Origin of the sequence: Microbacterium sp. BK668, from assembly GCF_004362195.1 — a bacterium.
Classification (GTDB): domain Bacteria; phylum Actinomycetota; class Actinomycetes; order Actinomycetales; family Microbacteriaceae; genus Microbacterium.
The window spans coordinates 12,407-25,452 of record NZ_SNWG01000002.1; the positions used below are offsets into that span (position 1 = coordinate 12,407).

11 protein-coding genes are annotated in these 13,046 nt (G+C 69.2%); 7 read left to right on the plus strand and 4 right to left on the minus strand.

Going from position 1 to position 13,046, the window contains the following annotated elements:
- Nucleotide 1: 1 nt before the first annotated feature.
- The 3 genes from EV279_RS13990 to EV279_RS14000 are packed head-to-tail and all read right to left on the minus strand — an operon-like array spanning nucleotide 2 to nucleotide 4,338.
- Complete coding sequence (locus tag EV279_RS13990; protein ID WP_243728628.1) at nucleotides 2-1,201, minus strand: glycosyltransferase family 2 protein; 1,200 nt, start codon at nucleotides 1,199-1,201, stop codon at nucleotides 2-4.
- Nucleotides 1,198-2,412 carry a glycosyltransferase gene (locus EV279_RS13995; RefSeq protein WP_133545029.1) on the minus strand — a complete coding sequence of 405 codons (1,215 nt, stop codon included), beginning with the start codon at nucleotides 2,410-2,412 and terminating at the stop codon, nucleotides 1,198-1,200. The genes EV279_RS13990 and EV279_RS13995 overlap by 4 nt, the downstream gene beginning before the upstream one ends.
- Nucleotides 2,413-2,415: 3 nt before the next feature.
- The gene (locus EV279_RS14000; RefSeq protein ID WP_133545031.1) at nucleotides 2,416-4,338 is read right to left on the minus strand and encodes a DUF6541 family protein; all 1,923 of its coding nucleotides are present in this window, start codon (nucleotides 4,336-4,338) and stop codon (nucleotides 2,416-2,418) included.
- A 122-nt stretch (nucleotides 4,339-4,460) separates the two neighbouring features.
- On the opposite strand from EV279_RS14000, the gene EV279_RS14005 reads away from it, so the two are divergent.
- The 7 genes from EV279_RS14005 (at nucleotide 4,461) to EV279_RS14035 (ending at nucleotide 11,936) form a co-directional block, all read left to right on the plus strand.
- Nucleotides 4,461-5,522, plus strand: coding sequence for a glycosyltransferase family 1 protein (locus EV279_RS14005; protein ID WP_133545033.1), 1,062 nt, complete (start codon nucleotides 4,461-4,463; stop codon nucleotides 5,520-5,522).
- A gap of 122 nt (nucleotides 5,523-5,644) precedes the next feature.
- Complete coding sequence (locus EV279_RS14010) at nucleotides 5,645-6,526, plus strand: glycosyltransferase family A protein (protein WP_166644536.1); 882 nt, start codon at nucleotides 5,645-5,647, stop codon at nucleotides 6,524-6,526.
- 64 nt (nucleotides 6,527-6,590) lie between these two features.
- Complete coding sequence (locus tag EV279_RS14015) at nucleotides 6,591-7,532, plus strand: UDP-glucuronic acid decarboxylase family protein (protein ID WP_133545037.1); 942 nt, start codon at nucleotides 6,591-6,593, stop codon at nucleotides 7,530-7,532.
- A 17-nt stretch (nucleotides 7,533-7,549) separates the two neighbouring features.
- Nucleotides 7,550-8,686: a UDP-galactopyranose mutase gene (gene glf / locus EV279_RS14020; protein ID WP_133545039.1), complete on the plus strand. Its 1,137-nt coding sequence runs from the start codon at nucleotides 7,550-7,552 to the stop codon at nucleotides 8,684-8,686.
- Between the two features lie 86 nt (nucleotides 8,687-8,772).
- On the plus strand, nucleotides 8,773-9,687 hold the full coding sequence (locus EV279_RS14025; protein ID WP_243728629.1) for an ABC transporter permease: 915 nt from the start codon (nucleotides 8,773-8,775) through the stop codon (nucleotides 9,685-9,687).
- Nucleotide 9,688: 1 nt separating this feature from the next.
- The gene (locus EV279_RS14030; protein ID WP_133545041.1) at nucleotides 9,689-10,924 is read left to right on the plus strand and encodes an ABC transporter ATP-binding protein; all 1,236 of its coding nucleotides are present in this window, start codon (nucleotides 9,689-9,691) and stop codon (nucleotides 10,922-10,924) included.
- A 13-nt stretch (nucleotides 10,925-10,937) separates the two neighbouring features.
- Nucleotides 10,938-11,936: a glycosyltransferase domain-containing protein gene (locus tag EV279_RS14035; protein ID WP_133545043.1), complete on the plus strand. Its 999-nt coding sequence runs from the start codon at nucleotides 10,938-10,940 to the stop codon at nucleotides 11,934-11,936.
- 84 nt (nucleotides 11,937-12,020) lie between these two features.
- On the opposite strand, the gene EV279_RS14040 is transcribed toward EV279_RS14035, so the two are convergent.
- A complete protein-coding gene (locus EV279_RS14040) occupies nucleotides 12,021-12,992 on the minus strand; it encodes a hypothetical protein (RefSeq protein ID WP_133545045.1) in 972 nt (323 codons plus the stop codon).
- Nucleotides 12,993-13,046 lie beyond the last annotated feature (54 nt).

Sequence of the window (13,046 nt, forward strand, 5' to 3'; positions counted from 1 at the left end):
CTCAGCTCTCGATCACGGCATCCGGCCGCACCTGCCGGCGTGGAGTCGTCAGCACCCCGGAGAAGAAGCTCATCATGATCGTCTGGAACCCGAGCATGATCCCCAGCGCGCTGGGGATCGCGATGCGGATGACCTGCGTGGCATCCTGCGGCCCGAAGTCGAGGCTTCCCCAGCGCGCGACCTGGACGATTCCGATCACCACTCCGAGGAGGAACAGGGCGAGCCCGATCAGCAGTCCGCGCTCGGCGCTCCATTTCGCGACGATCGCCCGATAGCGGGGACTGGCCGGCAGGAAGCCCTCCTGGGTGGCGAAGAGCTTCGTGAGCCAGAAGAACAGCAGCGACTGGTAGCCGATGACGCACAGGGCGCTGGCATAGACCATCGTCGTGACGTCGAACCCGACGCCCGCGATGGTCACACCGCCGAACGAGAGGATGCCGACCGCGAGCGCCCCCAGGAAGAAGGCCACCAAGCCCGGGTAGACGAACAGCCATCGGGGCGCGAACAGGAGCAGGAAGCGAAGGTGGCGCCAGCCGTCGTGCCAGCTCCGCAGGTGCGGCGGGCGCGACCGACCGTCCTTCTTGAGGGTGGTCGGCACCTCCTCGATCCGGTAGCGCGCGAGGGAGGACTTGACCACCATCTCGGAGGCGAACTCCATCCCCGTCGTCTGGAGGTCGAGGTCGCGGATGCGGTCCTTGTTGAACCCGCGGAGGCCGCAGTGGAAGTCGCCGATGTTGGGGCGGAAGAACAGCTGCCCGATCCCGGACAGCACGGGATTCCCGAGGTACTTGTGGAGGGGCGGCATCGCGCCCGGAGCGATCCCGCCCTTGAAGCGGTTGCCCATCACCAGGTCGGCGCCGCCGCGAAGCCGTTCGACGAATCCGTCGAGATTGACGAAGTCGTAGCTGTCGTCGGCGTCGCCCATGATGATGTACCGGCCGCGCGCGTTCTCGATGCCGTTGATGAGGGCGGCTCCGTAGCCGCGGCGCGGGGCCTCGGAGACCCGCGCGCCGAGGTCCGTCGCGATCTGCTGCGACCCGTCGGTCGAGCCGTTGTCGGAGATGAGCACCTCTCCCGCGATGCCCGAGCGGGCGAGGAACCCCTGCGCCTTCTCGATGCACACGGCGAGGGTCTCGGCCTCGTTGAGGCACGGCATCAGGATCGTGAGCTCGATCGGGCCGCCGGGAGTGGAGGGGTTCACTTCGGTCCTTCGTGGATGGGGGCGCGGCGGTCGTCCGCCTCACCGGAGTCTGAGGGGGCCGCATCGAGCGCGGCGAGGATGCCGTCGACGGTTCGCTCCACGGTACGGGTGCGCACCGCTTCTTCGTACCAGGCTCGGGTGCTCCGGCGCAGGGCCGTCCCGGCCGACACGGCCGCGACGATCGCCGCTGCGAGATCTTCGGGGGAGTCGGATGCGGCGACGAAGCCGTTCACGCCTTCTTCGACGAGTTCGGTCGCGGCGTTGCCGGAGTCGTCCACGAGGACGACGGGGGTGCCGTGGGCGGATGCCTCGACGACCACGAGCCCGTAGCCTTCGCGCCGCGACGGATTGACGAGGGCGGATGCGCCGGCCATCAGCTCGAGGAGTCGCTCGTCCGTGACGAACCCCGGCCGGTCGATCCAGCCGGCGCCGTCGACGTCGCCGATCGCCGCGTCTACGGCGCTGGAGCTCGGACCGCTGCCCAGGACGACCAGCCGCAGACCCGGCAGCGTCGCCCGCGCACGCGCGACGGCAGCGGGGAGCGTCTCCACCCGTTTGTCGGGGATGTGTCGGCCCGCATAGAGCACGTAGGCAGGCTCGGCCGCGCCGGCGCTGGCGGCAACACCCGAGTCGCCGTCGAGGAGCCCCGGGCTGACGAGCAGGCGGCCGCGCAGACCCTCCGCCGACAGCTGGCGCGCCGTGAGCTGCGAGTGGCACGTGGCGATGGGCGTGAGCGCGACCGCGGCGCGCTGGAGGAGCCACGCGACGGTTCCGGTGATGCGCCCGGCGTATTCGCGCCACTGCGCGCGTCCCCACACCTCGAGGTAGTCCACGACGACCTCGGTGCCCGTTCCGACCAGAGCGGCGCGCGCCGCGAAGACGTTCAGCACGGGAAGACCGCTCACCAGGACCGCGTCGTAGGCGCGGCGACGTGCCCGGAGACCGCGGAAGAGCCCCCAGGCGAACGCGAGCGCCGCCGCGGATCGTCGCACCCCGTGCGCGTCGTAGAGCCGGAGGCGCCCGGTGACCGGCACGATCCGGAAGTCGTCCTCGTGCGGAACGCCCGGCTGATCCCACTGCACGGACGTCAAATAATCGACGGAGCACCCGCGCTCGGCCATCCAGGCGGCGTAGGAGCGGTAGAGACGCTCGCCTCCACCCGTGGTGTAGGGGAAGAGGCAGTCGTAGGCGATGGCGAGGTGCCGGGGCATCCGTCAGCACCCCTCGATCCGGAACAGCCGCGCGCGCTCGCCCTCGGAGTCGACGAGCACGAGCGAGCCCGACGGGGAGAGGTCGTTGAGGCCGGCGCGATCGGTCCCCGAGCCGGGGTTGTTGAACACGTTCTGCGATCCGAAGTCGAGGACGTAGTCAGCGCCGACCGAGCGCACCGCGTCGCAGACGGCGGGGTCGTCGCCGATGTCGCGCAGGTGCTCGTCGAGGTAGAGCTCGTCCGGGGTGCGGGCGCTGAAGATGTGGCGTTCGACGACGTCGCGGCCCGCGATGGCGAGCGCGAGCGAGGTCCCCGTCCACGGGTTGCCGAGGATGAGGGCGTCGTCCGGGGTGGACTGGTCCAGCCGCTCCAGGAGGCGCATCTCGTCCGCCGTGAGGAGAGCGGATCCGCCGTCGAGGACGTATGACGAGCGGGCCCACGCGACGGTCGTCATGGCGTTGGGTCCGAACCCGACCGAGAAGAGGGCGACGGTCGCGACGGCGGCCAGCCCTCCGACGACCGCGCGCGGCACGCGGTACCGCACGGTCACGGCGCGCGCTGCGTCGACGACCGCGATCGCCCCGAGCGTGGCGACCGGGATGCCCGCGATCGGAAGCAGCGCAGCAAGGCGGAAGGAGTCGTTGTACCAGGGGTTCGTAACGGCGTCCCGGATGAAGCTGTACCCCGTTCCCGACACGAGGACGAACATGAACAGCGCGACGGCGAAGGGCACGACGAAGACGAGGCGCTTCGGACGCATCGCGGCGGCGACGAGACCGGCGAGGACGAGGACGGAGGCGACGATCGTCGGGGTGAACGAGCGGGGCGAGACGAGGAGCCCTTCGCCGATCGCCTGCCAGGTTCCGGTCCACGGCCCCCACTGCGCCATGAGCGGGTCGGTGCGCGCGAATTTCCAGAGGGCCGCACCCACGGCGAGCAGGACGAGCGCGATGGAGCCGTTGACGATCCAGACGCGGCGCGATCTCTCCGTGAGCGCCACGACGATCAGCTGAGCGAGCGTCATGCAGGTGCCGAGGGCGAAGAGCGCCAGGAACGCGTTCGGGTGTCCGAGGCCGATGGCGGCGCACACCACGAGCAGGAGGACGGCCGCGCGCGTCCGCTGAGCCGCTCCTCGAGCGGCCAGCAGCAGCCAGATCGCGGCGAGACCGGCGGGGACGACCGCATACCCTGTCGCGTTCGGGTACAGGACGCCGAACGACATCAGCAGCACGGGGAAGGCGCCGAACGCCGTCGAGAGGGCGGCGGAGGCGAGCAGGGCGGTCCTGCGAGGACCGAAGAAGGCCACGGCGAGGGCCATGCACGAGGCGGGCCACAGGATGCCGCCGATCGCCAGGTTCGCGGCGTTGACGGCGACGGGGACGGCGGCGCCGGACAGCTGCGCGGTCAGCGTCACCACGCTGTGCCAGGCGTTCGGGTAGAAGCCGATGTCGGACGTCGCGCCGATCTGGAAGGCGGACGAGTTCGCGGTGTCGAGCGCGAGGCGGATCGAATTGAGGTGGACGATGTTGTCGAACGTCTGCGACACGTTGCCCGGAGCGACGAAGGCCGTGGTCAGCTGCCAGCACAGGATGACCGCCGCGAGCAGGAGCCCGCCGGCTGCGGCGACCACGGTCGTCACTCCGGGACGCGGCACCGTCTCGGCTCCCACCCATCGCCGCAGCGCCCACGCCCCGACGACCGCCAGGAGCGTGACCAGACCGACCGGGAGCAGCGACCACGGCATCCGCAGCACGGGGGCGAGGTTCGACGCTACCGCGACGATCGCGACGGACACGGCCGGCACGAAGAGATACGGACCGACCGCCCGCACGTTCCATCCGACGAGGCGCACGGCCAGCCCGGGGACGATCAGCAGGCCGGCGGCGAGGAGGAACGGCGGCACGGCAGGCAGCCATTCCGCGCTCATTCAGACCCTGTTTCTTCCAAACAACAGTCAGCAATCGTATCGGAGGGGCGCCTGGGCAACCCCTCGACGCCGCCCGGGGGCCGCCGGAAGGGCTCCTCGCCCGGTCGAACTACGATTGCCGGGTGACTGTCGCCATCAACGGGAGGTACCTGGTCAGCTCCTTCGGAGGCGCCCGGCGCTTCGCGATCGAGCTCACCGAGCGACTCGCCCGGCTGCGGGACGACGTCGTCCTCCTCGTACCGCACCTGCCCGGCGACGTCGAGCTGCCGGACGTCCGCGTGCAGCGGGTCGGCCGATCCGGGGGTCCGGTCTGGGAGCAGATCGAGCTGCCGCTGTGGCTTCGCAGGCACGGCAGCCCGCTGTTGCTGAACCCCGCCACGATCGCGCCGTTCTCGTACCGGCACCAGATCTCGGTCGTGCACGACATCGCGCCCGCGATGCGCCCTCAGGACTTCACGCGGCTCTTCCGCCTCCAGTGGCGGCTGGCCGTGCGGCTCGGGATGCTGCGCCGCGGCCAGCGGCTCGTCACGATCAGCGACGCCTCCCGGCGCGAGATCGCCGAGTGCTTCGGCGTCGACCCCGGCCGCATCGACCTCGTCTACGCCGGCGCCGACAGCTTCGTCGCGTCCGGATCGGCCGTGGACACCGCCTCTTCCACGGCCTCGTTCCTCGTGTTCGGCCGGCAGGGCGCCGCGAAGAACATCACGGCCGTCATCGACGCCGCGCGCTCGCTGCCGCCGTCCTCGGCGATCGAGGTGCACTTCGTCGGGAAGCTCGACCCTGCGCTGCAGCCGTACGCTCGGGAGACGGGATGCCCCCCCGAGCGTCTCGCCTGGCTCGGCCCCGTGAGCGACGACGAGCTCGCGCGTGAGTACCGCACCGCGATGGGCTTCCTCTGGCCGTCTCTCCACGAGGGCTTCGGCCTGCCGCCCGTCGAGGCGCAGAGCCTCGGCGTGCCCGTCATCGCCTCCGACATCCCGATCAACCGGGAGGTGCTCGGGGACTCGGCGCTCTACTTCCCGGCAACGGATCCGGGCGCGCTGGCTGCCCGGATGACCGAGCTCGAGGAGGATGCCGCGCTCCGCGCGTCGCTCAGCGCCCGCGGACGAGAGAACGCCGCGCGCTTCACGTGGGACGCCACGGCGGCCGGCTGGAACGAACTGATCCGCCGCGACGGCGCGTGATCGGCCGGAACGGCGTCTCGCGGCCGATCGGCACGACGGCGCCCGACCGCCGACCGGCGTGATCGAGGCCGACCGGGGCGATCGGTCCGGGCGTCTCTACGGGAGAGGGCAGAATCGACAGCGTGAACGTGGGATTCGTCGTGACGACGCTGGGCCGGCTGGAGGCGCTTGAAGCACTGCTGGCATCGCTGGACGGCCAGCTGCGGGAAGGCGACCACGTGGTGCTCGTCGCCCAGGGCCGTCCGGACGAGGTCGCGGCGCTCGCCGCGGATTTCCGCGACCGCGGCCTCCCGGTCACCGCGACCAGGTCGGAGCGCGGCGCTTCCAAGGGGCGGAACACCGGGGTCGCGGCACTCCCGCCCGGTGACTTCGTCGTCAACTTCCCCAACGACAACACCGTCTTCCCGGCCGGGGTGGTCTCCAAGCTGCACGACGCGGTTGATCACGCCGACTTCCTCGCGGGCGGCTTCACGTCGTGGGACGAGCGCGGCCCCAAGACGGAGCTGCCCCCCGCCGGGACGGAGCTCGACATCTGGAACGTGTGGGCCGTCATCGAGATGGGCATCCTTCTGCGGCGCTCGCTCTTCGACGAGATCGGCGGCTTCGACGAGGCCATCGGTCCGGGCGCGCCGAGCCCGTGGCAGGTCGCGGAGGGCACCGACCTCCTGCTGAGAGCCCTGGAGAAGCGTCCCGAGCTCGCGCGACGCTTCGCGTGGCTCCCGCACGACGTCTACGTGGAGGGGATCTCGACCGCGTTCGGGCTCACGCGCCAGGAGCGCCGACGCAAGATGCGCGCGTACGGCCGCGGCACCGGGCACGCGATGTCGGTGCACCGCTATCCCTGGTGGTGGCGCGCCGCCTTCACGCTGGCGGGCCTCCTCTACGGTGTCCGCAACCCCCGGCCCATCACGCTCGGCGACGGCTGGCCGATGTTCGTCGGGCGGCTCGAAGGGGCGCTCGGACGCACGTTCGGGCAGCGGTCCATGGTCTCGGCGACCCGCTGAGAACCGGTTCGCCGCCCGCCGGCGTCCCCGGGCGGCGTGAGCAGGCTCCGGTAGGCTTACGCGAGTGTCAAAACGCATCCTCATCACCGGCGGAGCCGGGTTCATCGGCTCGCATCTGTCGGAGAGGCTCCTCGCCGAGGGCAACGAGGTCATCTGCGTCGACAACTTCTTCACGGGCGCGAAGGCGAACATCGAGCACCTCTTCTCGCATCCGCGGTTCGAGGTGCTCCGCCACGACGTGACGTTCCCGCTCTACGTCGAGGTGGATGAGATCTACAACCTCGCCTGCCCGGCATCGCCGGTCCACTACCAGCACGACCCCGTCCAGACCACGAAGACGAGCGTCGTCGGTGCGATCAACATGCTCGGGCTCGCCAAGCGCCTGCGCATCCCGATCCTGCAGGCGTCGACATCCGAGGTGTACGGCGACCCGGCGATCCACCCGCAGACCGAGGACTACTGGGGCAACGTCAACCCGATCGGCCCGCGATCCTGCTACGACGAGGGCAAACGGGCCGCCGAGACGCTGTTCTTCGACTACCGGCGCCAGCACGACCTCGCCATCAAGGTCATCCGCATCTTCAACACCTACGGCCCGCGCATGCACCCGAACGACGGGCGCGTGGTCTCGAACTTCATCGTGCAGGCCCTTCGCGGCGAGCCGATCACGATCTACGGCGACGGCTCCCAGACCCGCTCCTTCTGCTACGTCGACGACCTCGTGGACGGCATGGTTCGCCTGATGGCGACGGAGCACGATGTGACCGGGCCGATCAATGTGGGCAATCCGGGCGAGTTCACCATGCTCGAGCTGGCTCAGGCGGTCCTGGAGATCACCGGGAGCTCGTCGACGGTCGAGCACCGGCCGCTCCCGCAGGACGACCCGAAGCAGCGTCAGCCCAACATCGACCGCGCCCGCAGCGAGCTCGGCTGGGAGCCCACCGTGGCACTGGCGGCCGGGCTCGAGCGGACCGTCGACTACTTCCGCCACGTGCTGGCCGCGTGAGAGTGCAGGAGCAGAACATGGACCTCCTCGTCGTCGGTTCCGGCTTCTTCGGCCTCACCATCGCGGAGCGCGCGGCAGCATCCGGTCGCCGCGTCACCGTCATCGACCGCCGCCCGCACATCGGCGGCAACGCCTACAGCGAGGACGAGCCCGAGACGGGCATCGAGGTCCACAAGTACGGAGCGCACCTCTTCCACACGTCGAACCCGACGGTCTGGGAGTACGTCAACCGCTTCACGACCTTCACGAACTACGTCCACCGGGTCTTCACGAATCACAAGGGAGTGGTGTTCCCGCTCCCGATCAACCTCGGGACGATCAACCAGTTCTTCGCAGCCGCCTACTCGCCGGACGAGGCCCGCGCGCTCGTGCACGAGCAGGCCGGCGAGTTCGATGCGAAGGATGCCGCGAATCTCGAGGAGAAGGGGATCGCCCTCATCGGCCGTCCCCTCTACGAGGCGTTCATCCGCGACTACACCGGCAAGCAGTGGCAGACAGACCCGAAGGAGCTGCCGGCCGAGGTGATCAGCCGCCTGCCCGTCCGCTACAACTACGACAACCGCTACTTCAACGACACGTGGGAGGGCCTGCCGACGGACGGCTACACCGCGTGGCTCGAGCGGATGGCCGATCACCCGAACATCGAGGTGCGGCTGGACACCGACTTCTTCGACGAGTCGCAGCCCCTGAACAAGAAGGCGACCGTCGGCCGGCTCCCGATCGTCTACACCGGGCCCGTCGACCGCTACTTCGACTACACCGAGGGCGCACTGTCGTGGCGCACGATCGATCTCGAGCAGGAGGTGCTCCCGGTGGGCGACTTCCAGGGGACCTCCGTCATGAACTATGCGGACGCCGATGTGCCCTACACGCGCATCCACGAGTTCCGCCACTTCCACCCCGAGCGCGCCGACCGCTATCCGACGGACAAGACCGTGATCATGCGGGAGTTCTCCCGCTTCGCCGAGCGCGGCGACGAGCCGTACTACCCGGTCAACACGCCGCAGGATCGCGAGGGGCTCCTCGCGTACCGCGAGCTGGCCAAGGGCGAGAAGGACGTGTTCTTCGGCGGACGGCTCGGCACCTACCAGTACCTCGACATGCACATGGCGATCGGGTCGGCGCTGTCGATGTGGAACAACCAGCTCGCCTGATCAGCCCGCGCCGGGACCGGACGATTCCCAGGAGGCCCGCGATATAGTGGGCGCCGTTTTGACGACAGAAGGATGCCGAGGCCACTGTGAGTGATAGCGCACAGGCGCGATTCGAGCGTCTCTCGCTCGAGCCGTTGACAGCCACGAACGGCGAGAAGGGGCTGCGCGGAACGTGGGGATCGCTGCGCGCGGTCTTCTCCCATCGCGAGCTGCTCGACCTGCTCATCCGGCGCGACATCAAGGCGCGCTACAAGGACAGCGCCCTCGGGCTCCTGTGGACCCTCATCAACCCGATCGTCCAGCTGTGCGTCTACTACCTCGTGATGGGCCAGATCCTCGGGGCGGCCCGGGGAATCGACGACTTCGCGATCTACGTCTTCTCGGGACTGACCATCTTCGGCCTCTTCTCGGACACCCTCTCCTCGTCCACGGCGTCGATCGTCGCCAACTCCGGCCTCGTGAAGAAGGTCTACGTGCCGCGCGAGGTGTTCCCGCTCTCGAGCGTCGGCTCGGCGCTGTTCACATCGAGCGTGCAGATCGTCGTCCTGATCGTCGCGTGCTTCATCATCGGGGCGCCTCCGCTCCACCTCGACATCCTGTACGCGATCCCCTCGATCCTCCTCGTCCTGCTCTACGCCGGAGCGTTCGGGATCCTGCTCTCCGCGCTCAACGTGTACCTGCGCGACGTGCAGTACCTCACGCAGATCGTGATCATGCTCTCACTGTGGGCAGCGCCGATCGTCTACGGCTGGACGATGGTCAGCGACGTCATCGCCCAGTTCAACCTGCCGTCCTGGCTCCTCGAGCTGTACACCAACAATCCGCTCACGCTCGCCGTTCTCGGGTTCCACCGCGCGTTCTGGACCGCCGGCACGCCGGCGGACTATCCGCCGATGCTGGGAGTGCGGATGCTCATCATGTTCGCGATCGGACTGGTCGTGGCCTGGATCTGCCAGCGCATCTTCTCGCGCCTGCAGGGCAACTTCGCGCAGGAGCTGTGACATGAGCCTTCTCGACGACGACAGGACCAAGCAGGACACCCCCGAGGTGATCGCGGTCAACGGGGTCTCCAAGTACTTCATCATCCGCAAGGACAACTCCCTCAAGGAGCGCGTCGTCACCCTGGGGCGTCGCGGCCGCGCGCACCAGGAGGAGTTCCAGGCACTGCACGACGTCACGCTGTCGATCAAGGCGGGAACGACCATCGGCCTGCTCGGCACGAACGGCTCGGGCAAGAGCACCCTCCTGAAGATCATCGGCGGCATCATCGACCCGACGGCGGGGTCCGTGCAGCGTCGGGGCCGCCTCGCGGCGCTGCTCGAGCTCGGCGCGGGTTTCCACCCGGACCTCTCCGGCCGCGACAACGTCTATCTGAACGCCGCGATCCTCGGGCTGTCGAAGGAGGAGACGGACGCGCAGTTCGACAGCATCGTCGCCTTCGCCGAGATCGGCGACTTCATCGACACGCAGGTGAAGTTCTACTCCTCCGGCATGTACGTGCGACTCGCCTTCGCCGTCGCCGTGCACACCGACCCCGATGTGCTCCTCGTGGATGAGGTCCTGGCGGTCGGAGACGAGGCGTTCCAGCGCAAGTGCATGGACAAGATCCGTCAGTTCCAGAGCGAAGGCAGGACGATCGTCCTCGTCTCCCACTCCGCCGCGCAGGTGATGGAGGTGTGCGACGAGGGCGTCGTGCTCCGCAACGGCGAAGTCGCCTTCATCGGATCGGCCGCCGAGGCGACGCGGGTGCACCGCGAGATCCTGGAAGGCAAGCGCAAGCAGGCCGTGGCGGTCCAGGAGGAGCTGGAGAATCAGAAGGAGGAGGTCCGCCGACCCTCCTCCGAGATCGTCGCCGTCACCCTCGAGGATCTGCGCGGTCACATCCTCGAGGAGGCGCTGCCCGGACAGGACGTCCGGATCTGCGTCCGTGTGCGCCACGATCGCGCGCTCCCGGACTGGAACACCGGCATAAGCATCGACACCCCCACGGGGCAGCAGGTGCTCGGCACGGGCACGCGCCGCCTGGGCACCTCGCACGGGCCGGTCGGTGCCGGTGAGACCGAGATCTCCTACGTGCTGCGCGACCTGCACTTCGCGGGCGGTCAGTACTTCGTGAACGCTCGGATCGAGGACGAGGAGGGGCAGATGGTCGACGTCGAGTGGCAGGCTCTGTCGTTCTTCGTGCCGATGGAGCACCGCCAGACGGGGACCGTCTACGCGGACATCTCGGTGAACTGAGGCAGGAGGCAGCGTGACGACCTGTGTGTACACGGCCGTGTTCGGTGGCTACGACGGTCTGCTCGATCAGCCGGTCGCGTCCGAGAGCGCGTCCGACTTCGTCTGCTTCACCGACGACCCCGGGTTGACGAGCGACTCCTGGGAAGTGCGGATCGTGGATGCCGCGTTCCCGGCGGACTCCGTCCGCAGCGCGAGACTGGTCAAGATCCTCGGGCACGACTCGCTCGCCGGCTGCGACACGACGCTGTGGATCGACGCCTCGGTGGTGCTGCGGCAGACCCCCGAAGCGATCGTGTCGGACTGGCTCACGGGCGGAGCCGAGATGGCACTCGCCGCGCACAGCTATCGCGCTCAGCTCGTGGACGAGTTCGACGAGGTCATCCGGCTCAACTACGACGATCGGGCGCGGGTCTACGAGCAGCTCACCGATTACGCCCTCAGCCACCCCGATGTGCTCTCCGAGAAGCCGCTGTGGACGGGCATGCTCGCGCGCCGGAACACTCCCGCGGTACGAGCCGCGATGCGCGACTGGGCCAACCACGTGCTGCGCTACTCCCGGCGCGATCAGCTCTCCGTGCTGACAGCGCTCACATCCGGCGAACTCGCGTACCGAGTGCTCGACCTCGACAACTTCGACGCCCCTACGCACCGCTGGCCCGTGATCCCGGAGCGACGGGTCGCGATGGGGAAGGCGGCGCCGCTGCCGGCCGGTCCGTTCGTCGCCGATCTCCGACGGTCGCACGTGCGGATCGCGGAGCTGGAGCGGGAACTCGCCGAGACGTCATCACGCGCAGGGCGGATCGACGAGCTCCTCGCGGAGCGCGATCGTCTCGTCGGCGAAGTGGAGGATGCCATCCGCCAGCGCGACGCCGCCATCGGGGAGCGGGACGCCGCCATCGGCGAGCGGGACGCCGTCGACGCGACTCTCCGGGCGCAGAGCGGCGTGAGAGGCGCCGCACGTCACCTCGGAGGAAGCGTCCGCGCCGCGCTCCTGCGGGGGGTGAAGCGCTGACGGGGAGGGCAGGATCGCACCCGGCGGCCGGCGTGCCGTGACATGCGCCCGGCGCGGTGCGATGCTGCTCGGCGCCTGATCAGCTCATGACCGGGCATCTTCTTCCGGTGCCTCCTCGATGCTCCGCCAGATGCGACCCCTGGTCAGCTCGTCGTGTGCGGCCGCCATCTGCCGGTCGTTCGCGCCACCGAAGACGTTGACGGCGTTCAATCCCTGCGTCTGCGAAAGGGGGATGAAGTACCAGTGCTGCTGATGCTCGGTGACCTGGACGACGGGGATTCCGGCTCTCACAGCGCACGCGTGAAGCCAGAGGTCGTCGTTCGTGGGCGAGGTGCTCAGGAACGCCGTCCCGGCTTCGTACACGAAGCGCAGCAGCGCGGGAGGAAGGAGCAGGCCCGAGACCGCGGTGGGGAAGTGGCGGTAACTCGGTGCGGAAGAGGAACAGGGCGGCCACTGCATGTACGGCGCGAACGCCGCCGGTGAGATCATGGCGATCTCGTGAGCCCGATACGCCACGAGGTAGCGGTGCCCGGTGTCGGCGTCTCGCGTGTGAAGAAGCTCGAGCCACGTCGGGGGGTACACGATGTCGTCATCGGCGAGGACGAGGGGGACGTCGAGCGGCTGGGTCGTCACGTAAGGCCAGTACTTCGTGTGGACGCCGAGCCCGGACTCGGCTCGCAGGATTTCGAGCCCCCGCCTCTGCAGTCGTCGAAGACGCCACGGGAGGCGCCTCTGCGGGCCGTCGAGCCACAGGATGAGCCGTCGGGGACGGGCGGTCCCCCGTGCGATGGATTCGATGGCGAGCCACACGTCCGCGACGCGACGGCCGTGCGTGGTCATGCTCACGTCCACCGTGCCGGCCACGTCCACGACAGACGCTCGGGACCGCATGTTCCGCAGCCACAGGCCGGTGATGTCGTGCGCGACTTCGGGCGGCGGGCTGTCGACGGTCCCCTCGCTGTGCGGAAGGCCGCCGAACCGCACGGCGCCGGAGCGAAGGACCCGTCGCGTCCGCACCACGGCGTTCCGGACCGTCGCTCGCATACGATGCTGCATCCTTCCAGGCTAGGCGAGCGGTGGCAGGATGATTGGATGCGTATCGGCGCGATG